Origin of the sequence: Sorangium sp. So ce834 (assembly GCF_051521425.1) — a bacterium.
Classification (GTDB): Bacteria; Myxococcota_A; Polyangia; order Polyangiales; family Polyangiaceae; genus Sorangium; species Sorangium cellulosum_D.
Window position 1 is genome coordinate 2,478,442 of sequence record NZ_CP150351.1, and the last position, 26,931, is coordinate 2,505,372.

At 72.6% G+C, this 26,931-nt stretch carries 28 protein-coding genes; 14 read left to right on the plus strand and 14 right to left on the minus strand.

Annotated features, from left to right (window positions below; genetic code table 11):
• The first annotated feature begins 229 nt into the window (after nucleotides 1–229).
• From WMF20_RS08770 to WMF20_RS08780, 3 genes are all read left to right on the plus strand, one after another.
• Complete coding sequence (locus WMF20_RS08770; protein ID WP_437612339.1) at nucleotides 230–1,300, plus strand: alpha/beta hydrolase family esterase; 1,071 nt, start codon at nucleotides 230–232, stop codon at nucleotides 1,298–1,300.
• Nucleotides 1,301–1,397: 97 nt separating this feature from the next.
• Nucleotides 1,398–2,633: a DNA polymerase IV gene (locus WMF20_RS08775; RefSeq protein WP_437612341.1), complete on the plus strand. Its 1,236-nt coding sequence runs from the start codon at nucleotides 1,398–1,400 to the stop codon at nucleotides 2,631–2,633.
• A gap of 90 nt (nucleotides 2,634–2,723) precedes the next feature.
• On the plus strand, nucleotides 2,724–3,908 hold the full coding sequence (locus tag WMF20_RS08780; RefSeq protein WP_437612343.1) for an outer membrane protein assembly factor BamB family protein: 1,185 nt from the start codon (nucleotides 2,724–2,726) through the stop codon (nucleotides 3,906–3,908).
• Nucleotides 3,909–3,935: 27 nt separating this feature from the next.
• On the opposite strand, the gene WMF20_RS08785 is transcribed toward WMF20_RS08780, so the two are convergent.
• The gene (locus WMF20_RS08785; protein WP_437612345.1) at nucleotides 3,936–4,961 is read right to left on the minus strand and encodes an NADP-dependent oxidoreductase; all 1,026 of its coding nucleotides are present in this window, start codon (nucleotides 4,959–4,961) and stop codon (nucleotides 3,936–3,938) included.
• Between the two features lie 438 nt (nucleotides 4,962–5,399).
• Here WMF20_RS08785 and WMF20_RS08790 point away from each other — a divergent pair, with 438 nt between their 5' ends.
• The gene (locus WMF20_RS08790; RefSeq protein WP_129573922.1) at nucleotides 5,400–5,945 is read left to right on the plus strand and encodes a dihydrofolate reductase family protein; all 546 of its coding nucleotides are present in this window, start codon (nucleotides 5,400–5,402) and stop codon (nucleotides 5,943–5,945) included.
• 154 nt (nucleotides 5,946–6,099) lie between these two features.
• A complete protein-coding gene (locus tag WMF20_RS08795) occupies nucleotides 6,100–7,287 on the plus strand; it encodes an MFS transporter (protein WP_437612347.1) in 1,188 nt (395 codons plus the stop codon).
• 39 nt (nucleotides 7,288–7,326) lie between these two features.
• Here the strand turns inward: WMF20_RS08795 and WMF20_RS08800 are convergent, their stop codons facing one another.
• Nucleotides 7,327–7,824 (minus strand): hypothetical protein, encoded by a 498-nt coding sequence (locus tag WMF20_RS08800; RefSeq protein WP_129573924.1) that lies wholly within the window; start codon nucleotides 7,822–7,824, stop codon nucleotides 7,327–7,329.
• Between the two features lie 460 nt (nucleotides 7,825–8,284).
• Here WMF20_RS08800 and WMF20_RS08805 point away from each other — a divergent pair, with 460 nt between their 5' ends.
• The 3 genes from WMF20_RS08805 (at nucleotide 8,285) to WMF20_RS08815 (ending at nucleotide 11,755) form a co-directional block, all read left to right on the plus strand.
• Nucleotides 8,285–9,421 (plus strand): hypothetical protein, encoded by a 1,137-nt coding sequence (locus WMF20_RS08805; RefSeq protein ID WP_437612349.1) that lies wholly within the window; start codon nucleotides 8,285–8,287, stop codon nucleotides 9,419–9,421.
• A 382-nt stretch (nucleotides 9,422–9,803) separates the two neighbouring features.
• On the plus strand, nucleotides 9,804–10,244 hold the full coding sequence (locus tag WMF20_RS08810) for a hypothetical protein (protein WP_437612351.1): 441 nt from the start codon (nucleotides 9,804–9,806) through the stop codon (nucleotides 10,242–10,244).
• Nucleotides 10,245–10,597: 353 nt separating this feature from the next.
• Entirely contained in the window at nucleotides 10,598–11,755 is a 1,158-nt protein-coding gene (locus WMF20_RS08815) for a hypothetical protein (RefSeq protein WP_437612352.1), read from the plus strand.
• Between the two features lie 212 nt (nucleotides 11,756–11,967).
• Here the strand turns inward: WMF20_RS08815 and WMF20_RS08820 are convergent, their stop codons facing one another.
• Entirely contained in the window at nucleotides 11,968–12,576 is a 609-nt protein-coding gene (locus tag WMF20_RS08820) for a hypothetical protein (protein WP_437612354.1), read from the minus strand.
• A gap of 243 nt (nucleotides 12,577–12,819) precedes the next feature.
• Here WMF20_RS08820 and WMF20_RS08825 point away from each other — a divergent pair, with 243 nt between their 5' ends.
• Both WMF20_RS08825 and WMF20_RS08830 read left to right on the plus strand, forming a co-directional pair.
• Nucleotides 12,820–13,695, plus strand: a complete 876-nt coding sequence (locus tag WMF20_RS08825) for a HipA family kinase (RefSeq protein ID WP_437612356.1) — start codon at nucleotides 12,820–12,822, stop codon at nucleotides 13,693–13,695.
• Nucleotides 13,676–14,104 carry a DUF3037 domain-containing protein gene (locus tag WMF20_RS08830; RefSeq protein ID WP_437612358.1) on the plus strand — a complete coding sequence of 143 codons (429 nt, stop codon included), beginning with the start codon at nucleotides 13,676–13,678 and terminating at the stop codon, nucleotides 14,102–14,104. Before WMF20_RS08825 ends, WMF20_RS08830 begins: the two co-directional genes overlap by 20 nt.
• 62 nt (nucleotides 14,105–14,166) lie before the next feature.
• Here the strand turns inward: WMF20_RS08830 and WMF20_RS08835 are convergent, their stop codons facing one another.
• Nucleotides 14,167–15,090 carry a DUF808 domain-containing protein gene (locus tag WMF20_RS08835; RefSeq protein WP_437612360.1) on the minus strand — a complete coding sequence of 308 codons (924 nt, stop codon included), beginning with the start codon at nucleotides 15,088–15,090 and terminating at the stop codon, nucleotides 14,167–14,169.
• A gap of 323 nt (nucleotides 15,091–15,413) precedes the next feature.
• Here WMF20_RS08835 and WMF20_RS08840 point away from each other — a divergent pair, with 323 nt between their 5' ends.
• Complete coding sequence (locus WMF20_RS08840; RefSeq protein ID WP_437612362.1) at nucleotides 15,414–15,986, plus strand: NADPH-dependent FMN reductase; 573 nt, start codon at nucleotides 15,414–15,416, stop codon at nucleotides 15,984–15,986.
• 45 nt (nucleotides 15,987–16,031) lie between these two features.
• On the opposite strand, the gene ylqF is transcribed toward WMF20_RS08840, so the two are convergent.
• The 4 genes from ylqF to WMF20_RS08860 form a co-directional block, all read right to left on the minus strand.
• Nucleotides 16,032–16,928: a ribosome biogenesis GTPase YlqF gene (ylqF, locus tag WMF20_RS08845; RefSeq protein WP_437612364.1), complete on the minus strand. Its 897-nt coding sequence runs from the start codon at nucleotides 16,926–16,928 to the stop codon at nucleotides 16,032–16,034.
• 32 nt (nucleotides 16,929–16,960) lie between these two features.
• Nucleotides 16,961–17,674, minus strand: a complete 714-nt coding sequence (locus WMF20_RS08850) for a DsbA family oxidoreductase (protein ID WP_437612366.1) — start codon at nucleotides 17,672–17,674, stop codon at nucleotides 16,961–16,963.
• Nucleotides 17,675–17,801: 127 nt separating this feature from the next.
• Complete coding sequence (locus tag WMF20_RS08855) at nucleotides 17,802–19,499, minus strand: rhomboid family intramembrane serine protease (RefSeq protein WP_437612368.1); 1,698 nt, start codon at nucleotides 19,497–19,499, stop codon at nucleotides 17,802–17,804.
• Nucleotides 19,500–19,584: 85 nt separating this feature from the next.
• On the minus strand, nucleotides 19,585–20,358 hold the full coding sequence (locus tag WMF20_RS08860; protein WP_437617093.1) for an endonuclease/exonuclease/phosphatase family protein: 774 nt from the start codon (nucleotides 20,356–20,358) through the stop codon (nucleotides 19,585–19,587).
• Between the two features lie 145 nt (nucleotides 20,359–20,503).
• On the opposite strand from WMF20_RS08860, the gene WMF20_RS08865 reads away from it, so the two are divergent.
• The 3 genes from WMF20_RS08865 to WMF20_RS08875 all read left to right on the plus strand — a co-directional run bounded on the left by WMF20_RS08865 (nucleotide 20,504) and on the right by WMF20_RS08875 (nucleotide 22,160).
• The gene (locus tag WMF20_RS08865) at nucleotides 20,504–20,641 is read left to right on the plus strand and encodes a hypothetical protein (protein WP_437612370.1); all 138 of its coding nucleotides are present in this window, start codon (nucleotides 20,504–20,506) and stop codon (nucleotides 20,639–20,641) included.
• The gene (locus WMF20_RS08870; RefSeq protein WP_437612372.1) at nucleotides 20,641–21,075 is read left to right on the plus strand and encodes a GNAT family N-acetyltransferase; all 435 of its coding nucleotides are present in this window, start codon (nucleotides 20,641–20,643) and stop codon (nucleotides 21,073–21,075) included. The genes WMF20_RS08865 and WMF20_RS08870 overlap by 1 nt, the downstream gene beginning before the upstream one ends.
• Before the next feature lie 194 nt (nucleotides 21,076–21,269).
• A complete protein-coding gene (locus WMF20_RS08875; RefSeq protein WP_129573937.1) occupies nucleotides 21,270–22,160 on the plus strand; it encodes an SDR family oxidoreductase in 891 nt (296 codons plus the stop codon).
• On the opposite strand, the gene WMF20_RS08880 is transcribed toward WMF20_RS08875, so the two are convergent.
• From WMF20_RS08880 to otsB, 6 genes are all read right to left on the minus strand, one after another.
• The gene (locus tag WMF20_RS08880; protein WP_129573938.1) at nucleotides 22,157–22,354 is read right to left on the minus strand and encodes a hypothetical protein; all 198 of its coding nucleotides are present in this window, start codon (nucleotides 22,352–22,354) and stop codon (nucleotides 22,157–22,159) included. The two genes, WMF20_RS08875 and WMF20_RS08880, sit on opposite strands and share 4 nt — an antisense overlap.
• 183 nt (nucleotides 22,355–22,537) lie before the next feature.
• On the minus strand, nucleotides 22,538–23,497 hold the full coding sequence (locus WMF20_RS08885) for a hypothetical protein (RefSeq protein WP_437612375.1): 960 nt from the start codon (nucleotides 23,495–23,497) through the stop codon (nucleotides 22,538–22,540).
• A gap of 39 nt (nucleotides 23,498–23,536) precedes the next feature.
• Complete coding sequence (locus tag WMF20_RS08890; RefSeq protein WP_437612377.1) at nucleotides 23,537–24,373, minus strand: DUF692 domain-containing protein; 837 nt, start codon at nucleotides 24,371–24,373, stop codon at nucleotides 23,537–23,539.
• A gap of 99 nt (nucleotides 24,374–24,472) precedes the next feature.
• The gene (locus tag WMF20_RS08895; protein WP_257792772.1) at nucleotides 24,473–24,598 is read right to left on the minus strand and encodes a hypothetical protein; all 126 of its coding nucleotides are present in this window, start codon (nucleotides 24,596–24,598) and stop codon (nucleotides 24,473–24,475) included.
• A gap of 596 nt (nucleotides 24,599–25,194) precedes the next feature.
• Nucleotides 25,195–26,040, minus strand: coding sequence for a PPK2 family polyphosphate kinase (locus WMF20_RS08900; protein WP_437612379.1), 846 nt, complete (start codon nucleotides 26,038–26,040; stop codon nucleotides 25,195–25,197).
• A gap of 76 nt (nucleotides 26,041–26,116) precedes the next feature.
• Nucleotides 26,117–26,923 carry a trehalose-phosphatase gene (otsB, locus tag WMF20_RS08905; RefSeq protein WP_437612381.1) on the minus strand — a complete coding sequence of 269 codons (807 nt, stop codon included), beginning with the start codon at nucleotides 26,921–26,923 and terminating at the stop codon, nucleotides 26,117–26,119.
• Between the last annotated feature and the right edge of the window lie 8 nt (nucleotides 26,924–26,931).

A 26,931-nucleotide genomic window follows, 5' to 3' on the forward strand; every position in this document is an offset into this window, starting at 1 on the left:
TGGCCCGCGTTCGCGCCCACGTTCCTCTGGAGCCTGTTCTCGACCCATTGAGAATCCTGACTGGCCCGGCGGCGCCCGGCGCACGATGCCTGCATCAACCAGCCGGGGGAGCGTGGCGGACGACCCTTGATCGCCCGGGCCCCGGCGATCCGCAGTCCGTTAGAGAGGTGGTGTCGCGATGAGTCGATCTGCACTGGGCTTGAGTGTTTTTTTCACCGTAGGCGTGACGATGGGGCTATCCGCTTGCTCGTCGGATCCGGATCCCGTCGACCCCGGCGCTTCCGTGTCGTCCGGCGCCTCCACGAGCGGCGGCACCACCGCGGGATCGACGTCGACGGTATCGACGTCGGCGGTATCGACGTCGGCGGGATCGACGTCGGGCGAAGGGACCGGCGGGAGCGGGGGCGCGGGCACCGGCGGCACGGGCGGCGACTCGGCCGGTGGCGGCGGTTCGGGGGGCGCCGGCGGCGGCGGCTCGGTGGGCTGCGGCAAGGCGGCGACGCGCCCGGACCCTCGCACGCAGCAGACGCTGACGGTCGGCGGCGTGACGCGCTACTTCCTGATGTACGTGCCGGAGAACTACGACCCGAGCAAGCCGCTGCCGCTGGTCTTCGGTATCCACGGCCTGAACATGAACAACGTGTGGGCCGCGCACGACAGCAGCGGATTCCAGCTCATCCAGGAGACCCGCGACCAGGCGCTGCTCATCTACCCGCAGGGGCTGCCGGCGAACGGGCAGTCCACGCCTCCGAGCACCCAATCGCAGTGGGGCACCGCAGACTCCAACTGGGGCGGTCCGCCGCCGAGCGCAAATTCGGCGCGCCTCGCGGCCGACCTGGCGTTCTTCGACGCCATGCTCGAGCACGCCAAGTCGAACTACTGCGTCGACACGACGCGCGTCTTCGCGGTCGGGTTCAGCCAAGGTGGTTTCATGACGAACACGCTCGGCTGCGAGCGCTCTTCCGTGTTCCGCGGCCTCGCCCCGGTCGCCGGGTGGGGCCCCAACGCATCGCAGCCCATGTGCAGCGACGCGAGCGCCGCGCACGCGCTGATTCAAACGCAAGGCGACACCGACGGGACCGTGACCCCCGCGCTGGGACAATCCACCCGCGACTTCTGGCGCGGCCGGAACGGCTGCCAGGCGACCACGATGCCGTCGGCGACCTTCGGCAACTCGTGCGTCGAGTACCAAGGCTGCAAGGAGGGCCTGCCGCTCGTGTACTGCACGCACCCCGGCGGCCACTCCGTGCCGTCCGGCGCGGGCGGGCGAGCCTGGCGCTTCTTCCAGTCGCTCGAGTGAGCCGGCGCGCGCCGCCGGGCAGATCGCCCGGGCAGGCGCCGGCGCGTCGCGGCCGGTTGATCCCGGCGCGCTCCCGGGGTGCGATCGCTCCCCCGCGATGCGCCAGATCCTCCACATCGACATGGACGCGTTCTTCGCGTCGGTCGAGCAGCTCGACGACCCGTCGCTGCGAGGCCGCCCGGTCCTGGTCGGCGGCGCCTCGCGGCGCGGTGTCGTGGCGGCCGCCTCCTACGAGGCGCGCCCCTCCGGCGCCCGCTCGGCGATGCCGATGGCCGAGGCGATCCGCCGCTGCCCCCAGGCGATCGTCGTGCCCCCGCGGCACGCCCGCTACGCCGAGGTGAGCGCGCAGGTCTTCGCGACCTTCCGCCGCTTCACCCCGCTCGTCGAGGGCCTGTCGCTCGACGAGGCCTTCCTCGACGTGACCGCGAGCCGCGCGCTCTTCGGCGACGGCGCCGCGATCGCGGCGCAGATCAAGCGCGCCATCCAGGGCGAGATCGGGCTCACCGCCTCGGCCGGCGTCGCGCCGTGCAAGTTCGCCGCGAAGATCGCGAGCGATCTGGAGAAGCCCGACGGCCTCGTCGTCGTCCCCGACGACGTCGCCGCGTTCCTCGCGCCGCTGCCGCTCGAGCGCATGTGGGGCGTGGGCCCGCGCGCCGCCGAGAGGCTCCGCGCGGCGGGGCTCGCCACCATCGGCGACCTCGCGCGCTGCCCGGCGCCGCGCCTGTCCGAGCTCCTCGGCCCCGCGTGGGGCGAGCACGTGCGCCTCCTCGCGGCCGGCGTCGACGACCGCGCGGTCGTCCCGGGCCGCGTCGCGGAGTCGATCGGCGCGGAGGAGACGGTCGAGGAAGATCTCCGGGGCAGGGAGCCGATCGAGCGCTGGCTGCTCGAGCTGTCGGGCCGCGTGGCGCGGCGCCTGCTCAAGGCGGGCCTGTCCTGCCGCGCGGTGGCGGTGAAGCTCAAGTACTCGGATTTCACGCTGCGCACGCGGCAGACGAAGCTGCCCGAGCCGGTGGCGGACACGGACTCGATCTACGCCTGCGCGCGGGGGCTGCTCTCGCGGTTCGACCTGTCGCGGCCGGTGCGGCTCGTCGGCGTCGCCGCCGGCGATCTGACGAGCCAGACCGCCGGCCCGACCCTGAGCCTGTTCCCGGTCGCCTCCGAGCGCCGCCGGCGGCTCGAGGGCGTCGTGGCGGAGGTGGCCGAGCGCTTCGGCGGGAAGGGGCTCACGCGCGCGGCGCTCCTGGAGCGCGGGCCGCCGGGCCAGCGCGGCGCGGGCGCCGGCTCGGGCGGGCGCGGGGGCGCGCGGGAGAGGGGCGCGCGGGAGAAGAAATAGGCCGCGGAGCTCGTGTAGAGTGGAACGATGGCAAGGATCGTCGACACCCGATGCCCGCGATGCGGCGCCCCGCTGCCGGTGCAGCCGGGGATGGACTCCGTCACCTGCCAGTACTGCGGCGCGCGGTCGCTGATCGATCGCGGCAGGAAGCCGACCACCGCGCCGGTCCCGCAGGGCATGCACGTCGTCCGGGTCGCGCCGCCGTCCGCCAACGTCGCGGTGTTCGCCGTGATGGGGGCCGTCGCCGCCATGGCCGTGGCCGGCGGGGTCACCGCCTTCGTCACGCAGCGCGCGCCGGCGGCGTCCGGGGCGCGGCCCGCCCTCGGCATCGGGCCCAGCGTGCAGTTCAAGGATCGGCCGATGCTCGCCGACGTCAACGGCGACGGGGCGCCGGACGTGATCGGCAAGAGCGGGATCCCTGCCGGGGAGGAGTGGATCGCCGCGTTCGACGGGCGCGACGGCAAGCAGGTGTGGAAGACGGCGGCCCTGACCAAGGACGCGGCCGGCCACGAGGCGCGGCGCGCGGTGGTCTTCGATCGGGTGATCTCGATCGACGGCCTGGGCAAGGCGCAGGCGTACGATCTGCGCACCGGGGCCGCCTCGTGGTCGGCGTCGCTCGGCGAGAAGCCGAGGCGGGTGTGCCAGGGCGACGGCGTGATCGTCGTCGAGACGGTCGACGACGCGAAGCACGGCCTGGAACCGGCGAGCGGGAGGCGGCGCGAGCTCGCGAAGGGCACGGCGTGCAAGCCGGTCCCGAGCTCGAACGCCGACGAGGCGCCCGGCTACCGGCTCGTCGGCTGGTCCGATTTCGACGAGCTCGGGCTGCCCGCGCTGCACGCGATCGAGGGCATGTCGGCGCACCACGCGCTCGTCCCGAGCGGTCCCGGGCCGCGGTTCATGCTCGGCCGTCGCAGCAAGGGCAGCCAGGTCAGGATGGTGGCCGCGGTCGACAAGAAGAAGGTCCTCTGGAAGGACGTGGTGCCCGGCGTCGATCCGCTCACCACGAGGGCGATGGGGACCGAGGAGGCGGCCTACGAGGGCGGGCTCCTGGTCGTCCCCTACGACATGAACGATCACAGCCAGGGGACGCGCCTCGCCTGCTTCGACGGCGCCACCGGCAAGCGCCTGTGGGACGTGCAGGTCCACAAGAAATCGCAGGTCTCGTCCGGGATCTCGGCGTCGGCGAACGACGTCTTCTTCGCCTCGTGGACGGCGGTCTACGTGATCTCGCTGAAGACAGGCCAGCTCAGGTACGTGATCGGGACCGAGTTCTAGCCGGATCGGCGCTCGCTCGAGGCGCGCTCACGGATCGGCGACCTTGAGGAGCTGCTTGCCCGTGTTCGCGCTGGTGAACAGGCGATTCAGCGTCGCGGGCGCCTTCTCGAGGCCCTCCTGCACGTCCACGCGATTCTTGATCTTGCCCGAGCCCACCCAGCCGGAGAGGTCGGAGACGGCCTCGTTCACCTGGCCAAGGTAATCGGTGACGATGAATCCCTCCATCCGGCCGCGCCGCATCAGCAGGTTGATGTAGTTCTTCGGGCCGGGCGGCGACTCGGACTCGGTGTAATCGCCGATGGCGCCGCAGAGCACGACGCGCCCGCGCATCGCGAGCTCCGCGAGCGCCGCGTCCAGGATCGCGCCGCCCACGTTGTCGAAATAGACGTCGATGCCGGTGGGGCAGAGCTCCCGGAGCCGGGCGGCGACGTCCTCGGATCGGTAGTCGATGGCGGCGTCGAAGCCGAGCTCGCCCGTGATCCACGCGCACTTCTCCGGGCCGCCTGCGATCCCGATCGCGCGGCAGCCCTTCGCCTTGGCGATCTGACCCACCATCATCCCGGTCGCGCCGGCGGCGCCCGAGACGACGACCGTCTCCCCCTCCTTGACGCGGCCGACGTGGAGCAGTCCGAAGTAGGCGGTCAGCCCGGTGACGCCGAAGACGCTGAGCGCGAGCTCGGGTGGTATGCCGGGCGGCAGCTTCGAGGCCGGGAGCAGCTCTCGCTTCCCGGCCGTCAAGAGCGCGTAGTCCTGCCAGCCGAGGAGGCCCTGGACGAGGTCGCCCGGCGCGAAATCGGGGCTGTTCGAGCGTACGACCTTGCCGACGCCGCCGGCGCGGACGACGTCGCCGATCGGGACCGCCGGCATGTACGAGTCGCGAGCGAGCCATATCCGCTGCGTGGGATCGACCGACAGGTAGAGTGTACGGACGAGGATGTCCCCGTCCTCCTTCGGCTCCGGGATGGGCTCCTCGTTGAACGTGAAATCGCTGTCTTTGAGCAGGCCGACAGGACGCGAGGCAAGGCGCCAGCACCGGTTCACATCGCTCCTCATGGCTGTCTTCTCCTTCATGTGCCGAAGACGCTACCAGCGCATCACCAGCAGGGCAACGGGGGTCCCCAAGGCGGCCAGCCGCGGTCAAGGCCACGTCATGTGTTGTGCGCTGGCGTACGGGCGCTCTCGTGTGTTGGGGGCGCGACGGTGCTCGGAGTACGGCGCGGGCGAGCGCGGGAATCGTGGGAGCTCGAACCGCTAGGCAAGCGAGCGGGTGCATGCTAGGGTCGCCGACGACGCCTGACACGCGTCGATTATGGTCGCTCCTCGCTGAAGCCATCTCTACTGTCGCACGGCCGTCCGTGGCGAGCCGTCCGTCGCCCTCTTCGCGGCGATGGAGCGGCGCCCGTGGTGCCGTGAGGGCGCTGTCACGTCAGCGCCTGCGGACGAACGCGCTCGTCCGCGCTGCAGGTCGGTTCCGAGAACGAGGAGGATCGAATGAGAAAGATTGTTTACGACGTCGCGGTGTCGCTCGACGGTTTCATCTCGCATGAGGACGGCTCGGTCGACGGTTTCCTGATGGAGGGAGAGCACGCCGCCGAGTACCTCGAGCGCCTGAAGGGCTATCGCACCGTCTTGATGGGGAAGAGGACGTACGAGTGGGGTTATCCCCTCGGGCTCGTCCCGGGCAAGCGGGCGTACCCGCACATGGAGCACCACATCTTCTCGCGGACGCTGCGCTTCGACGAGGGCGCCGAGGTCCAGGTCGTCGATCGCGACGAGGTCGCCGTCATCGAGGGGCTGAAGGCGTCTCCCGGCGCGGACATCTACCTTTGCGGGGGAGGCGCCTTCGCGGGCTTCCTCCTGGATCACGCGCTCATCGATCAGCTCGTCCTGAAGGTGAATCCCATCCTCTTCGGCCACGGGGTCCGGCTCTTCGGCGGCAGCGCCAGGAAGGTCGATCTGGCGCTGGTCGCGTCGAAGCCCTACGCGAACGGCGTGCTGCTCGCGAGGTACGACGTGAAATACGGCCGCGCGGCCTAGGGCGGTCCGCGCAGGCCCGCGACGTCGGACGCCTGAGCCCATTCTCTCCTGCTGACACGATCCCGGCAGGCCCGGGGGACCACGCCCCGCGCCGCGAGACGAACACCCTCCTCGCGCGGGGCGGCTCGGTGCCGTAAGCTCGCCCCCTCCCGTCATGTCGTCCGTCCAGCGGAACCCCTGGCTCATCTGCGCCTATTACGGCGTGCATTCGTTGATGTTCCCGGCGGCCATCTTCCCGCTGTTCTGGACCGGGGACATCGGCATGAGCGTGGCCACGATGATGAGCGTGCAGGCCTCGTTCAACCTGAGCATCGCGCTCTTCGAGTTCCCCTCCGGCTACATCGCCGACCGCCTCGGCCATCGACGCGCCCTCGTGCTCGGCTCCTCCAGCATCCTGCTCGGCTGGTCCCTCTATGCGATCGCGCACGCGCTCTGGTCGGTGATCCTCGCCGAGCTCGTGCTCGGCGTCGGGTTCTCGCTCGTCTCGGGCGCCGACTCCGCGCTGCTCTACGACTCGCTCCGCGAGCAGGGCAAAGAGCACGAGTTCGCCCGCTGGTACGGCCGCATGCGCTCCATCGCCCAGATCGCCTCGGGCAGCGGCGCCCTCGTCGCCGGCTTCCTGTACGCGCGCTGGTCTCGCCTGCCGTTCGTGATCGAGGTCGCGGCGTGGGTGCTCGCCCTCGGCATCGCCCTCCGGTTCGGCGAGACCCAGCGCGCCCAGCCCAAGGTCGAGGATCACCTCGGCCGCATGCGCTCCGTCGTGCGCGACGCGCTGCTCGAGCGCCCAGACCTCCGCGCCGTGCTGCTGCTCGGCGTCGCGTTCGCGCTCGCGTCGTATCTGCCCACCTGGCTCATGGCCCTGTACGCCACCGAGTCCGGCGCCAAGGTCACGTGGATAGGCCCCATGTGGTCCGTCGCCAGCTTCACCACCGCGCTCGGCGCGATGCTGAGCGAGCGCGCCGGCCGCCGCCTCGGCATGACGGGGATGCTGCTCGCGTGCGTCGCCCTGGTGGCGGCCGGGTACCTCGGCCTCGCGATCTCGCATCACGCGCTCGGGTTCGCGTTCTACTTCCTGCTCACGTTCGTGCGCGGCCTCCACATGCCGCTGCTCCACCACGAAGAGCAGCGGCTCGCGCCCGACGGCGATCGCGCGAGCTGCGTCTCGCTCCGCAGCTTCCTGTTCCGCCTCGCCTTCGTGCTGCTCGCGCCCGTCGTCGGGATGGGCGTCGATCGCTACGGGCACCGCCCCGTGCTGTGGGTCTCCGGCGCGCTCATGGCGGCGCTCACCTTCGCGGCGTTCTGCCTGTTCCGCGCCCGCGCGGCGCGCCCGCAGCAGCCGTGAGCCGGGCGCGGCCCGCGCCGCCCCGCGCCCGGGCGCGGCTCAAGCCGACTTGGCGACCCTCATGCGCATCCGGTGCCTCAGCTCCTGGACCGCGCTGACGATCGCCGTCGGATCGAGCGGCGTCGCGCCTGCGGCCACGTGCGTCGACAGGAACGCCGCCGAATCGACCACGCTCCCGCTGAGCCGGAACGGGACGGGCGCGCTGGCCAGCATCATGAGCCCGGTCGCCACGCTGCGCACGGCGGACCCGAAGAAGCCCTGCCCCTCGCACGCGACGGACACGCCGCCCACCGCGCCGGGAACCTCATCGAAGACCCGCACGATGATCTTTCGTATGTCCGGCGGCGGCAGCGCGGTGCCGGGCTCGATGACGGCGAGGTGGCCGATTCCCCACCCGAAGCGCGCGATACCGGCCTTCATCTCTCGATAGAACGTGTGAGCCTCGTTGACGCCGTTTCCTCGCCACACGGCGACATGGATCCGGTCGACCCAGCCCATGGCGCAGATCTCGTTGACCAGCCGGACCTCCAAGGTCATTGCCGCCAAGGTTAACCAGCTCGCTCGCCGGGGTGCAAGGCCCGGTCGCGCCCGCGTCGCGCCCGTCGCGCCCGTCGCGCAAACGATTGCGCCGCGATCGCCGGCCGGCGCTGGGCTGGTAGGGTGGAATACCCTAAAGCAGCCCTGATCGCTCGACCGCCGGCGCCGGCAGGGGCGCTGCGCTCCGGGCTCGACTCCGCAGGTGGTCTGATGTGGCTGTCGCCCCCGCAGCGGATCCAGCGTCGAGGATCGCGAGCCGCTGTGTTCTTGACGACGGATTTGGCCGTCCGTGCTGTTGAGAAAGCTCTCGGCACCAGATACGCTCGCGGCGTGTGGGGCTGGCTCGGAGGAGCTCGGGTGCGGTGATGGCCGCGGAGGAGCTCGGGTGCGGTGATGGCCGCGAAGGCGAACGGCGGCTTCGCCACGCAGCCCCGTGGGATCCATGAAAGGAGGGGCTTGAATGAGAACCGTTCATTCTTTGGCGGTCACCGGTTTGCTGGTCGGTGCGTTCGCCACGACGGGTTGCGGCGATGACGGCTCGGGCAGCGGCGGCGCCGGCGGGAGCTCCTCTAGCTCCGGCACGTCGTCGAGCTTGACGGGCGGGAACGGCAGCGCGACCGGCACGGGGGCTTCCGGCGGCGGCTCGGGCGAAGGCGGCGGCGGGACCGTCGACCCGAGCGAGAGCTGCCCTGGTTGCGCGCGGCTCTCCGTGCCGCTCAGGAGCGCGGGGACAGCGACGCAGTTCTTCATCGGGTTCGACGAGGCGATCGACCTGACGGGCGCCGTCGTCACGTTCCGCGTGAAGGCCCACACCGGGACGAACGGCGGCGTGCAGCCGTTCGTGCAAAACGGGGGTGAGCTTTTCTGGGCGAACGTCGGCTATACATGGAATCCGGTCGCCGGCCTGGGAGAGTGGACGGACCTGACGATCGATGTCGACGCCTTGGCCCCGGCGTCTCCCGGCTTCAACCGCACCCAGGTCAAGTTGCTCGGGCTCCAGATCACGGCGGGCAACACGGGGCCCTGGGCCAACCCGACCGTCATCTACGTCGATTCCATCACGGTCACGAAGGGCGGGAGCACGAGCGCTGCGCGCGGTGCCTGGGGCACGCGCGACGAGTTCGGCGAGGGCGGCGCGGGCGGCACGATCGGCGAGGGCGGCGCCGGAGGCGCGATCGGCGAGGGCGGCGCGGGCGGCACGATCGGCGAGGGCGGCGCGAGCGGCGTCGGCGGCGCGGGAGCCACCAGCGGCACGGGCGGCGAAGGCGGCGCGGGCGGCGAGGGCGGCATGGCCGGCACCGGCGGCACGGGCGGCATGGCCGGCACCGGCGGCGCGGGCGGCGAGGGCGGCGAGGGCGGCACGGCTGGCGCCGGCGGCATCGGTGGCGAAGGCGGTTCGGGCGCTGCGGGCGGCGCTGGCGGCGAAGGCGGCGAAGGCGGCACGGGCGGCGAAGGCGGCACGGGCGGCGAAGGCGGCTCCAGCGGAGAGGTGATTCATGTGGTCGGTCCGTTCGAGTTCACGACCAGCGAGGAGCCGATGGTGATCGGCGATTACATGCCCGTGGAAGGCTCGACGCTGTCCCACCTTGCCGACTGAGCCCGGGCCAGCCCCGCGGCGTCCGCTGCTCCTCACGAGGGAAGCGCGCGAGGCGCGCTGAAGCATCGATCCATCGGATCGGGTGGACCCTCCCTCGCGCCGTCGACCCGATCGCCCTCCAGCCGAATCCAATTGTCGCCGGGCGGCCTCGAGCGGGCGCCGATCTCCGCGCCTCGGCGCGCTCGCTGGGGCGAAATGCGCCACGCGCGCGCCGCGCGGCGGCCGCAAAGGCGCAGGAGCGCGCGGCGCCGCGCGCGGCTCCCGGCGGCACGGTGCGTGCTTTGACTCGGGAGGACCGAGGAACCGACGAACCAAGATGACGGAACTACCGTGAGCCGCCCCCGCGCAGCGGGAGGCTTCGGTCTCCGCGAGGGTGATTGCCATGCACGATACCGCGTTGGATGCTGTCGAGAACGATCTTGAGGCGCGCCGCCGGGGCGATGTGCCGTTGCCCGCGGGCGTCCCTCCGCAGGCCTCCGGCCTCGCGAAGGCCGCTGCCGGGGCCCTCGCGGGGGCCGCGGCGGGCGCGGCGGTGGGCGCGATCGCCGGCCCGCCCGGGGCCGTCGCCGGCTCGGTGATCGGCACGCTCGTCGGTACGGTCGCGGAGGTGGTCGTCTCGCGCGATCGGGAGCGGGAGGCGCAGCGGGACGCCGCGCTCGATGCGGAGCTCGGCGTGGTCGGCGGGGACATCGGCGCGGCGCCGCCCGGCCAGCCCGCCGCCCAGCGCGGCGCCTTCTCCGCGCCGGCCGCCGGGCTCGCCGGGGCTGTCGACGTCGGGTCCGGCCCGGCCGGCGGCCCGATGCAGAACGTCGAGCAGGCCTGAGCGTTCGCCGCCCCCCGGCGCCGGCGATCGCGCGTCGCGCTGCGTCCGGTCCGTGCTCCTGACTTGTTTTCCTGCGCCGGTGCTCCCGCGATCTCCCGCGTTGGTGGCGCGGCCGACGAGCGAGCTCGTTCGGCGCCGGGGGTGGCGAGCGCCGGTTCGGAAATGTCCACATGCGCCGTTGAGAAAATTCCGGCTTCGGGATAACGTCGCGCCCGCGCGGCGGGTTCGGAGCGAGCTCGGGTACGGCTAAGCAGGTACGGCGAACAGCGATCTCAGCCGCGTGGCCCCTCATGGGATTAGATAGAGAGGATGCGATGAGATCAGTTCTTTCTTTGACGATGTGTGGATTGCTGGTGGGCGCGTTCGCCATCACGGGCTGCGGCGACGACGGCGACGACGGCAGCGGCGGCGCCGGCGGGGGCACCTCGTCCAGCACGAGCACGTCGGCGAGCTCGACGAGCGGGAGCTCGACCAGCACGGGGTCCGGCGGTGAGGGCGGCGAGGGCGGCCAAGGCGGCGAGGGCGGCCAGGGCGGCCAGGGCGGCGAGGGCGGCCAAGGCGGCGTCAACGAAGGCGGCGGGGGCGCCGCTCCGGACATCGGTCCTGGGCCGGACGAGAGCTGCTCGGGTTGCGCTCGGCTGGCCGTGCCGCTCACGGAGGCGAGCACGGGGACGCTGTTCCAGTTCGACTTCCCGGGGCTCGTCGACCTGACCGGCGCGACGGTCACGTACCGCCTGAAGGTCCACGCCGGCACCGGCGGTGGCGTGCAGACGTACGTGCAGAACGGGGGGGCCCAGGGCTGGGTCGGCGTCCCCTGGGGGTGGACGGACCTCAGCACGCTGGGCGACTGGACGGAGCTCACCATCGACGTCGATGACGCCGCCGGCGCTGCAGGGGCCGAGGCGTTCGACAAGACCCAGGTGCAGCGCATCGGCATCAAGATCGATGCAGGCGACACGGGGCCCTGGGCCAACCCGACCGTGGTCTATGTCGACTCCATCACCGTCACGAGGCCCGTCGGCACGGGCGGCGCGGGTGGCGGCGGCGCGGGCGGCGCCGGCGGCGGCACGGGTGGCGCCGGCGGCACGAGCGGTGAGGGCGGCGCCGGCGGCGTCGGTGGCACGAGCGGCGAGGGCGGCGCTGGCGGCACGAGCGGCGAGGGCGGCGCTGGCGGCACGAGCGGTGACGGTGGCGCCGGCGGCGTCGGCGGCACGAGCGGCGAGGGCGGCGCTGGCGGCACGAGCGGCGTCGGTGGCGCCGGCGGCGTCGGCGGCACGAGCGGCGAGGGCGGCGCTGGCGGCACGAGCGGCGTCGGTGGCGCCGGCGGCGTCGGCGGCACGAGCGGCGAGGGCGGCGCCGGCGGCACGAGCGGCGAGGGCGGCGCCGGCGGCGCGAGCGGCGAGGTGACTCATGTGATCGGTCCGTTCGAGTTCACGGACGATCTGCAGGGATTCCTGCTCGGCGACTACCTGCCGGTGTCGGGCTCGAGGCTGGATCACCTCGGCGAGTGAGCCAGGAGGGCCTGCGGCGCTCGCTCCCGCGCTGCTGCGCGCGAGCGGGCGCCCGGCCCGCCTCATCGATCATCGAGGATCATCGAGGGCGCACGTTCCGGTGCGACCCAGCTCCCCCGTTTCATGCAGTCATGTCAATGCGCGCCTGCCGTAGCCGCGGGCCGCGGCGTCGCTCCGCGAAGGAGCGGCGGCATGTCTTCAGCGGTGCGCTCTCAGATTTCGCACGTGCCCAGCGCGTCCCTGCAGACCCTATCGACGCAATAGCCCGCGCAGTCGGTGTCGGCGGCGCAGCTCTTCCGCGCGCACTGGCCCGCACCGAGATCGCACGCGAAGTCGACCGGGCAATCCTCGTCGGACGCGCAGGTGCTCGGGGCGCAGCGCTGGCCCTCGTCGCAGGCGCTGCCCACCGGGCAATCCGCGTCCGCGGCGCACGGCGATATGCAGACACTCCGCCCCTGCGGCGCGCACTGGAAGCAGCGCAGGTCGCCCTGGCAGGCGCCCTCGAAGCACAGCGGGAAGAAGTTGGTTCCCGCGTTGAAGCACGGATCCGCATAGGAGACGCACTCGCCGTTCGGGAGCGGCGGGCTGCACTCCGCGCTGCTGCGGCACGCTGTCGGTATGCTGTCGCCGCCGCCTCCGCCGGTCGCGCCGTCGCCGCCGGTCGCGCCGTCGCCGCCATCCCCGCCGGTCGCGCCGTGGCCGCCATCGCCGCCGGTCGCGCCGGTGCTTGTGCCACCTGTGCCAGGTTCGTCGTCCGCGCAGCTCGAGGCGGCGAGGACGGCAGGGACAACGAGCCCGATGAGCCAGATGCGTGAATGCATGAGATTCCTCTCCTCTGGCCGCCATCCGCGCCCCGGGCTTGCCCGCCGTCGCGCGCGGCGACCGCGGCGGCTCGGCAAGACTCATGCCGGAATACCGCTGCTGCGGAAGGCGCCGCGCCAGCGGAGGCCAGCCGCAGCCGCTCGCCGAAAGGGTGCGCGACGCGCTGGCACAGAGCGCCGAGATATCGTCAACTACCGCCGCCTGGTCCGAGGGGCGCTGTCCGCCGCGACGCCAAGGTCCGTATGATCCGAACCGTCCACACGACCCGCTACGTGACCCCGCTCCGCGAGGGCGGGTCGCTGCCGGCCCTCGTCGAGGCCGACGACGACGGCCTCTACGTGCTGAAGTTCCGCGGCGCCGGCCAGGGCCCGAAGGCGCTCATCGCGGAGCTCGTCGCCGGGGAGATCGGGCGCGCGCTCGGCCTGCCGGTGCCGGAGATCGTCTTCATGGAGCTCGATCCGGAGTTCGGGCGCGCCGAGCCGGACCCGGAGCTCTCGGACCTGCTCTCGGCGAGCGCCGGCCTGAACCTCGCGCTCGACTACCTGCCCGGGTCGCTCGCGTTCCAGCCGCTCGTCGGCCCCGAGCTCGACCCGGCGCTCGCGTCGGCCGTCGTCTGGTTCGACGCCTTCGTGAGCAACGTCGACCGGACCCCCAAGAACCCGAACCTGCTCCTGTGGCACCGCCGCCTCTGGCTCATCGACCACGGGGCGGCGCTCTACGTCCATCACGCCTGGACCGACACGACGGACCCGCTCGCCGACGCGCCCGACCGGTTCCCCCTCATCCAGAACCACGCGCTGCTCCCGTTCGCCCGCGACATCGCCGCCGCCGACGCCGCGCTCAGCGCCCGGCTCACGCCCGCGCGGATCGCGGAGATCGTCGCCGCGATCCCGGACGCGTGGCTGGTCGAGCCGGAGCCGCCGATCCGGCTGGTCGGAGAGCGGCGCGCGTCGGCGTTCACCAGCCTCGCCGAGGGCGAGGCCCCGGCGCCCTCCGCCGCGCCGAGCGCGCCGAGCGTCGAAGCGCGGCGCGCCAAGTACGCCGCGTACCTCACCCACCGCCTCGCGTCGCCGCGGGGCTTCGTCGAGGAGGCGCTCGGTGCCCGCACCCGACGGTAGCCCGCCCCGCGCGCGCGACGCCGCGGACGCCTTCGACTACGCCGTGCTGCGCGTCGTCCCGCGCGTGGAGCGCGGCGAGCGCGTCAACGTCGGGGTGGTCCTCTTCTGCCGCGCGCGGGGGTTCCTCGAGGCGCGGAGCGAGCCCGACGAGCGGCGCCTGCTCGCCCTCTGGCCCGCGCTCGACCTCGAGGCGGTCCGCCGCCACCTCGACTTCATCCGCCGCGTCTGCGCCGGCGATCCGGCGTGCGGGTACGTCGCCGGGCTCCCCCAGGCCGAGCGCTTCGGCTGGGTGGTGTCCCCGGCCAGCACCATCGTCCAGCCCTCGCGCGTCCACGCCGGCCTCGGCGCCGACCCGGCCGCGGCCCTCGACCGGCTGCTCGCGGCCCTGGTGCGGCCGGGACAGGGCTGAGCCGCGCGGCGCGCGCTTCCCCCGCCGCGCCGCCGGGAGCCGGGCGATCGCGCGGGGCGCGCTCAGGGCTCGTGCGCGTCGCGGCCGAGCGCCCGCTTCACCGCCGTCACGACGCCCAGCACCACCGCGCCGGCCACGATGCCGACCACGGCGTTGGCCAGCGACGGCACCACCGCGCCGAGCACGGGGCCGACGCCGCGGGTCATGTCCTCGATGTGGTGATGGAGCCACGGCACGCCGTGCGTCAGGATGCCGCCGCCGACCAGGAACATCGCCGCGGTGCCGGCGACGGACAGGCCCTTCATCAGCCAGGGCGCCGCCCTCAGGATGCCGCGGCCGAGCGACTGCTGGAGCGCGTCGCCCTGGCGGCTCAGGTGGAGGCCCGCGTCGTCGAGCTTGACGATGCCGGCGACGAGGCCGTAGACGCCGACCGTCATGATCAGGGCGATGCCGGCCAGCACGGCGACCTGCGTGCCGAACTTCGAGTCCGCCACGGTGCCCAGCGTGATCGCGATGATCTCGGCCGACAGGATGAAATCGGTGCGCACCGCGCCCTTGATCTTCTCCTTCTCGAACTCCACGAGGTCGATCTTCGGGTCGGAGAGCGCGTGCACGCGCTCGGCGCGGCGGGCCTCCTCCTCGTGCTCCGCGTGCAGCAGCTTGTGCGCGACCTTCTCGAACCCTTCGTAACAGAGGAAGGCGCCGCCCAGCATGAGCAGGGGGGTGATGGCCGCGGGCACCAGGGCGCTGATCGCCAGCGCCGCCGGCACCAGGATGGCCTTGTTGATCAGCGAGCCCTTGGCCACGGCCAGCACGACCGGCAGCTCGCGGTCGGCGGTGACACCGGTCACCTGCTGGGCGTTCAGCGCCAGGTCGTCGCCCAGCACGCCGGCGGTCTTCTTGGCGGCCACCTTGGTCAGCACGGCCACGTCGTCCAGCACGGTGGCGATGTCGTCGATCAGGGCGAGCAGGCTGCTTCCGGCCATGGAGTGAGATCCTCGTCGAGTGGGTGGGGTGAGGGGCGCCGCGGCGGCGCCTGGAGGCGGACGTCGCGGCGGGCATGGTAGCGGCGCCGGCGGTCGCCGGTCGAAGATCCTTGCCGTTCACGTCGACCGGCGAGCGTACCACGCGCGGCTTTCCCCGGGCGACGCTCCGCGCCGGTCACCTCCATGGTCACCGGCGACGCCGGCCCCCCGCGAGGGCGCGCCCGGACGACGGATTGGACACTGTCCAAGGGGTTGGAGGGTCGGCTGACGGAATGGACACCCCAGCTTACCCTGAGGGCATGTTCTTGGCTGGAGGAGCCGTCATGAAGATAGGCATTTTGCTTGGCAGCACGAGGGTCGGAAGGCAGTCGCACAAGGTCGCGCTCTACCTGGAGAAGGAGCTGAAGGAGCGGGGCGTCGCGGCCGATCTGATCGACCTGGCCGACGACCCGCTGCCGATCCTGGAGGGGCGCTCCGCCCGGAGCGCGCAGGTGGAGGCGCGGGTTCAGGCCCTGAGCGCGCGCCTCCGCGCGGCGGACGGGCTCGTGTTCGTGACGCCGGAGTACCACGGGAGCTTCTCGGGCGTGCTGAAGAACGCGCTCGACCACTTCTGGGAGGAGTTCAACCGAAAGCCGATCGGCGTGGCCGCGGTCTCCGCGGGGAAGCTCGGTGGCATCAACGCGTCGACCCAGCTGCAGCACGTCGTCCTGAGCCTCGGGGCCTTCGCGATGCCCACGAAGCTGCTCATCTCGGAGGTCCATGACGCGTTCGACGAGTCGCTCCAGGTGAAGAGCGAGCCGATCGCGAAGGCGACCGAGCGGTTCCTGGACGAGTACCTCTGGTTCGCCAGCGCCATCGTCCGGGCGAAGCTGGTCGCGGCGGAGCGGGCGGCGTAGCGCGGCGCCGCGGCGCCGCGGTTGAAGCGCGCGCCGCGCCGCCGCTCAGGCGCTCTCCTCGATGCCCGAGGGCGGCTCCAGCCCCGGCGGCTCTTCCAGGCTGATGCGCCCGAGGCGCCCGGCGCGGAAGTCGTGGACCAGGATGTCCGACGCCTTGTGCAGGTCCACCGCCCCGCCGCTCCGCAGGCAGCCGCGGCGGCGGCCGATCTCCTCGATCAGCGCGGGGGCCGTCTCCGGCAGCTCCTTCAGCTTGTAGCGGGCGACGAGGAGCTCGGGATAGCGCCGCAGGAAGTACCCCGCCGCGAAGAGGGCGACGCTCTGGTAGTCCATGGCCGTGTCCGGGATCGCCCCGCCCACGGCCAGGCGGAACGAGGCCGCCTCGTCGTCGATCTTCGGCCACAGGATGCCCGGGTTGTCCGAGATGGCCATGCCGCTCTTCAAGGTGACGAGCTGCTGGCTCTTGGTGACCGCGGGCTCGTCGCCGACCTTGGCCACCTTGCGCTCCATGAGCGTGTTGATGAGCGTCGACTTGCCGACGTTGGGGATCCCCACGATCATCGCCCGCACCACCTTGCCCGGGCCGCTCTTGGGGGGCACGAGGCGCTTGCAGAGCTCCGGGATCCGGCGCCGCGCCTCGGACGACTGGGTCGCGGAGAGCGCGATCGCGAGCACCTTGCCGCCCGGCGGCGCCTCGCCGGGCGCCGGGTGCTCCGCCTCGAGGTGGCGCAGCCACGCCGTCGTGACGGCCGGATCCGCCAGATCGCTCTTGTTCAGCACCTTGATGCACGGCTTCTGGCCGCGCAGCTCGGCCACGACGGGGTTCTCGCTGGCCCGCGGCATGCGGGCGTCGAGCACCTCGATGATGACGTCCTGCGACGGCATCGACTCGGCGATCAGGCGCCGAGCCTTGGTCATGTGGCCGGGATACCATTGAATCGCCATCCGCCGCGGAGCTCTCTATCACGCCCGGCGGCTCACGCGCACCCGTCCGGGCCGCAGGCCGCCCCCTCGGCGAACGCCGGGTCGGGCTCGCCGGCCGCCTCGTCCCACGTCCGCTGGAGCACGCCGAGGAGCGCCTCCGCCGGCTGCGCGCCGGAGACGCCGTACCGCCCGCCGAAGGCGAAGAAGGGGACGCCCGTGATGCCGATCGCGCGCGCCTCGGCCTCGTCGGCCCGCACCTCGGCCGCGAAGGCGTCGCCCGCGAGCGCCTCGCGGACCTCGGCCGGGTCGAGCCCCGCCTCGCCGGCGAGGCGGGCGAGCACCTCCGGATCGCCGATCGCCTCGCCCTCGGTCATGTAGGCCCGGAGCAGCCGCTCCTTCACCGCGCCCTGCACGCCGCGCTCGGCCGCGAGGTGCAGCACGCGGTGCGCGTCGAAGGTGTTGCCGGGCCGGACCCGCTCGAAGTGGAAGTCGAGCCCGTCCGCCGCCGCCACCTCGGTCATCTGCCGGATCATCGCCTCGGCCTTGGCGACCGACGCGCCGTACTTCCTCGCGAGCCGCTCGGCGTAGGAGACCTCCGCGCCGAGGACGCGCTTCGCGGCGGGGTCCAGCTCGAACGCGCGCCAGACGACCTCGACGGCATCCCGGTGCGGGAACCTGGCGAGCGCGGCCTCGAGCCGGCGCTTGCCGACGTAGCACCACGGGCACGCGATGTCGGACCAGACATCGACACGGAGCTTCTTCGTCATGGCGAGCAAGGTAGGTCGCCGCGGCGCCTCCGGCCAGGCGCGTTCGTCGCGGGCGCGTAGGGCGGGGGAGGGCCTCCGTCGGGTTGTCCGCTCGACGCGGGCGCCGCCGGCCGCAGGTCGCCGCGCGTCATTGGAGCGCGATCGTCGCCGCCACCTTGTCCTCGATCCCGGCCCAGGACACCGGCCGATTCATCGTCGAGTAGGCCTGGAGGACCACCTCCCGGCCCCCGAGCACGACGATGTAGCTCACCATCTGCACCCCGTTCTTGAGCTCGTTCCTGACGCGCACGGCGGGGCGCCCGCCCAGATCGACGCGCTCCGCCGGGCCCTTCGTGACGGTGTTCGCCGGCCGGTGCTCGTCGAGCGTCTTGCGCTCCTGCTCGAGGAGCTCGCCCAGCTGATCGGGCGGCACCTCGCCGTCCAGCGGGAAGACGGCGATCTGGAACACGGCCGGCGTCTGGGGCAGCCGCCCGTACGAGTGGAAGGGGATGCCGTCCAGGTCCTCCACGGCCGTGACCCGCGCGAGCGCCTCCGGCAGCTCGAGCGCGATGCCCGTGTCCGCGATCGCGACGCGCGTCAGCGCCGGCGGCTCGCCGAGCGCCCACGGGCGGCCGACGGCGAGCGCGATCGCCACGGACGCCGCCATCGCCGCGGCCGCGAGGGCGGCCGCCGCCGTGAGGAGGGGGCGCGGCCTCGGCTCCGCGTCCGCCGCGCGCGCGCGCTGCTCGACCGGCAGGAGGCCCCGGGGCAGGACCGTGACGACGAGCGCGAAGCCGACGACGCCGCCGCCGAGGTGCGCGAGCAGGTCGACGCCGGGCTGGAAGCTGTAGACGAGGTTCAGCCCGAGCGGCCACCACGCGCGGCTGCGCATCTGCGCGATCATCGCCGGGGGCAGGAGCCCGTGGGGCCGGAGCGCGACGCCGATGCCCGCCGTCATGAGGCCCCAGATCGCGCCCGACGCGCCGACGCTCCACCGTTCCTCCAGCATCGCGCTCGCGACCGACCCGCCCAGCGCCGACGCCGCGTAGAGCAGGAGAAAGCGCCGCGGGCCGAGGAGCGCCTCGAGCATCGGGCCAAACGACCAGAGCGCCAGCATGTTGACGAACAGGTGGATCGGGTCGGCGTGCAGGAAGGCCGACGCGAGGAGGCGGTAGAGCTCGCCGCGGCGCACCGCCTCGCCGCTGTTGGCGCCCATGCGCCAGAGCGCCGCCTCGTGCGTGCCCGAGCCGAAGAGGTAGCTCACGGCGAGGAGCGCGGCGCACGCGATCACGAGCGTCGTCGTGACGCGGCGGCTGCCCGTCAGCCTGTCGACGATCGCGCGCTCCTGCCGCGCCAGCGCCTGCCCCTCCTCGAGCGCCCGGGCGATGGCGTCGGGGCCGGTCGGGCCCACCTCGGCGAGGCGCCTGTGGGCCTCGTCGAGGGCCAGCAGGGCGGGCCCCTTCACGCGCGCGAGCGCGCCCGCCGCGTCGAGGTGGTGGAAGCCCATCCGCACGGGCTGCACGAGCGGCGCCGCCTTGGCGAGGGCGGCCCGGCCGGCGTCGGCGCCGCCGCCCACCACGACGAAGTGCGCGGGCGGCCCGCCGGGGCGCGCCGCCTTCACCAGGGGCTCGACGTCGGCGCGGATCTCGTCGGCCGAGGCGTCGACGTCCGCCGTGACGAGCACGAGCCGGAGGGGCGCCGCCCGGGAGGCGAGCTCCGCCACGTCCGCGTCGCAGCGGAGGAGCACGAAGGCGTCCGGCCCGTGGAGCAGCGCCGCGAGCAGGCGGTCGCGCCGATCCAGCGTCTCGTCCCCGGGCGCGCGGTCCATGCTCGGCTGCTCCACCACGCTCTCTTCTCCTCCTGCGATCGATCGCGCGGAGAGCGTAGCGGAAAGGCGGCGCGCGCTGGGCCGCGAAGTGCGCCCGGCTACGTCAGGCGATCTCGGCGACGACCGCGTGGTGGTCGGACGCGGCGCCGACGTCGATGACGTCGGCGAGCGCGAGCCGGCCGGAGAGCCGTGGTGAGAGCAGCACGTAGTCGGTCCGCGTCTCCACCTGCGCGTCGGCGCGGCCGCGCAGCGCGGTGGCCCAGCGCGGGGAGCGCGGCCGGAGGCGCAGGGCGTCGGTCCAGCCGAACGCCTCGAGGGCGTCCATCGTGTCGAATCGCGGCGGGCTCCCGTATTTCTCGATGCCGGCGGCCGCGAGGCGCGCGTCGAGATCCGCGGGATAAGGGTCGCGGCGCGAGATCGCGTTGAGGTCGCCGGCGAGCGCCCAGAGGCCCGCGGCGAACCGGGCGGGCGGCACGAGGGAGAGCAGCCAGCGGGCCTCGGCGAGCCGGCGGTCCTCGCTGCCGGCGTTGAGGTGGGTGCCGAGCACGACGAGCGGCTCGCCGGCGAACGAGAGCTCGAGCTCGACGAGGCAGTGGGCCAGCACCTCGGGCGCGTGCACGCGCGCCTTCACGAGCGGCGCCCGGCTGACCACGCCCACGTGGTTCCGCCGGCCGCTCGGCCGCGGGTTGGCGCTCCCGAGCACGGCGTGCCGCTCGCCCGGGGGCGCGCCGACCGCCTCGGCGACGGCCCGGAGCTGGGCGCCGTCCTCCCAGCCGACGCACTCCTGGAGGACGAGCAGGTCCGGGCGCGCGGCGGCGACGATCGTGAGGATCGCCTCGAAGCGATCCTCGCCGCCGGAGAGGATGTTGAAGGTCATGATCTTCACGGTGGGATCAGGCTAGCTCGTCCGAGCAGAGCAGCTCCAGGGCGTGCTGAATCCGGTGGACGCGGCGCCGGTGACAGCGCACGAATCCGACATGGCCGGGCGCGGGGCCGCGCCTCGGCGCGCAGGATCCATGGCTATGACGATGAGCATCGAGCAACGAGGCCTCTTGTGGGCGGCGCAGCGCGCCGTCCTCGCCATCATCGCCGGGGCGGCCGCCGCGGCGCGCGCGGGCCTGGCTGGCCAGGCCCCCTCCGCGGCCCTGGAGAGCGCCTGATGGCCGGCGAGATACTCCCGATCCGCAGCGACTCGCCGCTCTACGTCGGCGCGCTCCGCCTGCGGTACGAGGTCTTCGTCGTCGAGCAGGCCGTGCCCGCGGACATCGAGGTCGACGAGCTCGACGAGGGCGCGCAGCATTTCGTGGTCCTGGACGGCGAGGAGGTCGTCGCGACGATGCGGGTCGTGCCGTACGAGGGCGCGCTCAAGGTGGGCCGCGTCGCCGTCAGGAAGGATCTTCGCGGCGCCGGACTCGGGCGGCGGCTGCTCGAGGAGGCGATCCGCGTCGCCGCCGCGCAGGGCGCGCGCGCGCTGGTCTTGAACGCGCAGGTCGCCGCCGCGCCGTTCTATCGCAAGCTCGGCTTCGTCGAGGAGGGGCCGATCTTCGACGAGGCCGGGATCCCGCACACCAGGATGATCAGGCGGATGACCTGAGCCCGCCGTAGATTCACGGCGTGCGTGCGCCGCGCGCCCGCCGGAGCCGCCGTGATACGCGCCTGTCCGCCGGCAGATCGCGCGATCCTTGACGTCGACGCCGACATGCTGGAAAGGCTTGTGTCGCTGCGCTACCGGGCGGGCGAGGGGCGGAGCGCCCCCGGGCGCTGCGCTCGAAAGGAACGGGTGACCCGATGACTGTGCAGCGGATCCTCCTCGCCGGCGCCACGGGCGCGGTCGGCTCCGAGCTCCTGCGCTTGCTCCGCGGCCGGGGTCTCTTCGTGCGCACGCTCTCTCGCACCGAGGGCAACGCCGCGGGCATCCGCGGCCTCGCCTCGGAGGTCGTCGTCGCCGACGCGGCGGAGCCCGGGGCCGTGGCCGGCGCGCCCCGGGGCGTCGATACGGTCGTGTCCTGTCTCGGCGCGAACGTCTCGATGACGCTGCGCGAGCGCAGGAGCTATTACGACGTCGACGTGGTGGCGAACACGCACCTGCTCGAGGCGGCGAAGCGGGCGGGGGTGAAGCGCTTCGTCTACCTCTCCGCGCACCCTGGCCCCGGCTATGCCCACACCCGCTATCTGGCCGCCCATCTCCAGGTGGAGGAGCGCATTCGCGCCTCCGGCCTCTCGTTCTCGTTCGTGCGCCCGACCGGCATCTACTCCGCGCTGAACGACATGATCGCGATGGCCCGCGCCGGCGTGGGTACGGTGCCCGGCGACGGCCTCGCGAGGACCAACCCGGTGCACCCCGCGGACGTCGCCGAGGCGCTCGCCGAGGCGCTCGCCGGGGGGCCTGACGTGATCCCCGTGGGCGGGCCCGACGTCATGACGCGCGACGAGGTGATGCGCTTGGCGTTCGACGCCGTCGGCAAGAAGGGGCTCATCGTGCACGTCCCCGCGGGGGTGCTCCGGTCCACGAGCGTGCTGCTCGAGGGCATCCACCCGCGGCTGTCGGATCTGCTGGAGTTCGTGGCGGCCGTCATGACGTCCGACTCGGTCGCGCCCGCGCGCGGGACACGGCCGCTCGGCGCCTGGTTCGAGGCGCTCGCAGGCGCGCAGGCCGGCCCGCGGCGAGGCCAGGGCTAGCAGGTGCCCAGCTCCTGGCGGATCGCCTCGACCACCTCATCGGGCGTGGCGCCGGGCCCATCGTACCCGTGCGAGCGCGGACAGCGGCGCGCCGCCTCGCGCAAGACATTGCCCAGCTGGGCGTTGCTCTGGATGATGTCCCGGCGGCAGCGCTGCCCCAGAGCATCGGAAGGCCTCGGAGCCGCCGAACGCATAGGGGTCCACGTAGGCCGAGAGATCCGAGCCCGGGCCGAGGACCGCGCCGTCGCCCAGCGCCGCCGCGAGCTGCCTGTAAGCCGAGTCGATCCGTCAGGACGAAGGAGACGCTCCGTTCCCTGGGTCCTTCGAGGGAGCGGGGACCGCCTGAGGTGCGAGATGAAGACGTCGCGGAGCCCCCTTCATGCCGCGCTCCGCGGCCTCGCGTCCTCGTCTCCGCCGCGCGCGCTCGGCCCGATGCTCTCCTCGATCGTCACGAAGCTCAGCGCGTAGAGCTTGTGCAGCACTCGACAGCAATCTCGCTCGGCGGCGCCCCGTGTGGCGCGATCGGCCTCTGATTCAAGCATCTCCGCGAGGATCTCCCGGGTGGGCTTTCCGCTGCCGGCGCGGGTAAGGAAGGACCCTATCCTCCGCCCGACGCGCGCCTTCTGGACGCGATCGGTCGCCGCGATCCTCCCGAACAGGATCAGCGTCGGCGCGGGCTCCGGATCGAGCGGCGCCTTGCCGTCGACGAGCGCCTGGACGAACGACAAGACATCGAACGCGAACTCGTGCAGCGCGACGTGCCGGCCCGCGCGCACGGCGCCGTCGAGCAGCTCCGCCTCGGTGACGCTCGGCCTCGACGCGTTCCGCGACCTGAAATCGTTCGCGCTCTCGACGCTGGCGGCGTCGGACCACAGCATGAACTCGGCGCGCTCGCAGCGCATCACGTCGACGAGGTAGGGGATATGGAGCTCCCCTCGGTCGACGTGCCGCTCGATGAGCTCGGTGAACCAGAGCGCGTCGCGAAACGCGCGGATCAGGCGCTCGGACTTGATCGGGCGGTATGTCGCGATGAGGCTCCGCTCCATCCTCGAGAGCGCCTTGTGGCGCCGGAGCAGCGCGAACGTGGCGGGGAAGTACGTCTCGACGAGGAAGAAGCGCTTGGTGCCCATCGACCTCGAGATCCAGCGGAGCCGGTCCTTGTCGAGGGACTGGAGCGCGGATACCTGTCCGGCGCTGAGCGCGTTCTCCTCCGCGAAGCGCGCCGGGTCGTCGTAAAAGCGCTCGAACGCCTGAGGCTCGGTGAGCAGCCGCGCGAACGCCGTCTGAAACGCTGACTTGTCCGTATCCATCGTCCGCCCCTTTGCTATGCAATTCATGACTTTCATCGTCCACCCTGCGGCCGCGCGAGGGGCGCCTCATGCCCAGATAGCCCTCGCGCGCTCGACCTCTCCCAGGATCTCGCCGAAGTCCTCCGGCGGGTTCGCGTCGCGCTCGATGGCGATGCCGCGCACGGGCGCTCTCCGGCAGAGATAGTCGAGCAGGTCCCAGACCTCAGGATGGCTGTCGACCGGCTGGTCGTGCGTGTCGAGCCACATGCCGTCCTCGCGAGCTCCGCCGGCCAGGTGGACCTGCACGACGCGCTCGAGCGGGAGGCGATCGATGAAATCATACGGATCATAGTAGAGATTCTGGGCGTTGATGTACAGGTTCGTGAGATCGAGCAAGATGCCGCAATCGGCGTCGTTCACGACCTTGCTGATGAAATCCGCCTCTGTCAGGGTGCACCCGGGGATCGCCATGTAATAGGTGATGTTCTCGAGGAGCAGCGGGACCCCGAGCATGTCCTGGAACTGACGCGCCTTGGCGGCGCAGCGCGCCGCGGCGGTCTCGGTGAACGCGAGCGGGGTGAGCTGGCCGAGCTCGATCTGGGAGACCTGCGTGAAGCAGAGGTGATCGCTGTACCAGGGGGCGCGCACCGCCTTCGTGAGGCGCGCGATGTCACGGCAATAACCCATGTCGAGCGGCGCGTCGGTGCCGATGGATAGCTCGAGGCCATGGGGCGCTATGGGCAGCCGCTGGCTCAGCTCGACGGCGCGCGCGACCCGCCCCTCCGTCCGGTAGATGTAATGGTCCGCGCAGATCTCGATCCAATCGATACGGTCGCGGTGGTGTTCGATCCCGCGCACGAACCAGGGGCGATGGGCGAGCCCAACGCCGATGCGCGGCAGATCGAATCTCGGATTCACACTCATGAACATCTCCTTGCGTGCAGGTAAAAGGAAGCGCCCAGGCAGCGCCGCGAGCGCTGCCTGGGCGCCGACGGCCGGGGGGGAGCCTCCCCGCCGCTCATGTCACTCGTCGTCCACGTAGCCGCATCCGCAACAAAAGCAATGCAGCGAGACCTCCCGCACCTCCAGCTCGGTGGGGTCGTCAAGGGTGATCATCTCGAAATCGAATCCGCTGTTGTCCGTATTCATCTTGTTTCTCTCCTTCATCCGACGCAAGTTGGCCTGCTCGGTCACGGACCGGTCGGCAGGGCCTCGTGCGGACTGAGCTCCGCCGCTTTGCCCCCACCGACTTCCCGCCCGCGCAAAGGCCTAATCAAGGGGCGTGCCGCTGAAGGATCGGCGTGCCGGGCGTGCATGCAGAGCCGCGAGGATGCCGCTCGGCTCTGCGGCTCATGGATCTCATGGATGGCGATAGCGGGGTGAAACGGCCGGGGAACGAGCTCACCGGTGGACGTCGCAGGAGAGTACAGGGGCGGAGGTGACGGACCGCCGTGACCAGCTCGCTCGTTCAAGTCCCGCTGAGGAGGGCAACGTCTTGCTCAGGAATGCAAAGCCCCGCAGGAGGAGGCAAAGCCTCGCCGAGGGAGGCTTGCTGAAGATGGCCGCCGTGGCGGCGTCGGAGGCGCGCGCGCGTGCGTCAGCGGCCCCGGGCCGCTCGGCTCGTTACGGGCCGAGCGCGGCGCGTCCTGCCCGCGCCCCGGGCCGCCAGCTTGCCTGAGGCCACCTGGTCCGACGTCTATGCTGGTGACGCGGGCGGGCCCCGCGCGTCGCCCTGAGCCGCCCGCTCAGCCCTTGTGCCGCGCGCCCTTCGATCTGCGGTACTCCTCGAGCTCCTCGCGGCCTTCCTTCCCGTTCCGCTCGAGCGTCTTCAGCCAGTCGTCGCGGTATTCCCGCATCGCCTCGGCCACGGTCTCGGCGACGACGAGGTTCCTGTACCACTTGGCGTCGGCCGGGACGATGCACCACGGCGCGTACCGCGAGGAGCAGCGCCGGAAGACGTCCTCGTAGGCCTCCGTGTACTCGTCCCAGACCTCCCGCTCCTTCCAGTCGTTCACGTTGAGCTTCCAGGCGGTCGAGGGGTTCTCCTCGCGCTCCAGGAGCCGCTTTTCCTGCTCCTTCTTGCTGATGTGCAAGAAGAACTTGATCACGATGGTCCCGTGCTCGGCGAGCAGCTCCTCGAAATCGTTGATGTGGTCGTAGCGCTCGCCCCACAGCGACTTGGGCGCCAGGTCGTGCACGCGCACGACGAGCACGTCCTCGTAATGAGAGCGGTTGAAGATGGCGAACTCCCCCGCGCGCGGCGCGTGCCGGTGAATCCGCCACAGGAAATCGTGCTCCCGCTCCTCCTTCGTCGGCACCCCGAACGAGCTCACGCTCACGCCGCGCGGGTTCAGCGCGCCGACGACGTTCTTGATCGCGCCGTCCTTGCCGGCCGCGTCGCGGCCCTGGAGCACGATGAGCACGCTGTGCGTCCGCGCGCCCCACATGAGCTCCTGAAGCTCGAGCAGCTCCTTGCCGAGCTCGTGGAGCCGCTCGGCCGCCTCCTGCTTCGTCGCGTCGCGGGGCGGGTCGGTCGAGACGTCCTCGAGGCGAAACTTCGAATCGGGCTTCGTGAGTCGCGTGATGGGCATGCCCGCGAGCGTACACGATCCGGCCCGGGCGCCTCCCGTGGCGCGACGCCGGGCGGCGCGGCCGCTCGGCGGCGCCTCACGCCGGGCGCAGCGCCGCGCTCGCCAGGCCGCCGCGCCGCGCCGCGAGCTCCTTGAGCACGGCGATCCACGCCCCGGGGTCGCCGAGCGTCAGGTCGGGCTCGACCCCGGCGTCCGGCCGCTCCGGGGAGGCGATGTACACCCCCATGCCCCCGTTCGCCCGCGCGTAGGCGATCGCCGGCTCATCGGTCGTGTCGTCGCCCGCGTAGACCACGAGCGTCCCCGGGGGCAGCCGCGCCAGCAGGAACGCCAGGGCGCCGCCCTTGTCGTGCGCGGCGTCCCTGGCCTCGTGGATGCTGCGCCCCGGCATGACCACGAGCCCCTTCCGCCGCGCCGCGCTCGACCACGCCTCGAGCGCGTCGAAGGCCGCCGGCCGATCCTCCGCCGCGACGAGCCGCCAGTGGAGCGCGAGCGAGCACCGCTTGCGCTGGACCCAGAACGCGGGGACGCGCCGCGCGATCTCGTCCGCGTCCCGCTCCAGCGCGTCGAGCGCCTCGGCCGGCGCCTCCGCCTCGTAGACGAGCGCCCCGCCCGGCGCCGCGATCTCGGCCCCGTGCTCGCCGACGCGCCACGCCGCTTCGAGCGCCGCCGTGCGCGCCGCGACGTCGTGGATCGTCCTGCCCGACACGATCGCCACGGCCGTCCCCGGCGCGCCGGAGAGCGCCTGGAGCGCCTCGATGGCGCCCCGCTCCGCGACCGCCCCGCCCGATACCGCGGCGATCTCGGAGATGGTCCCGTCGAAGTCCGTCGCGAGGAGCAACGACGGCGCTGCCGCCGCGCGCTCGATGAGCTGGCTCACGTCCATGCTGTTCC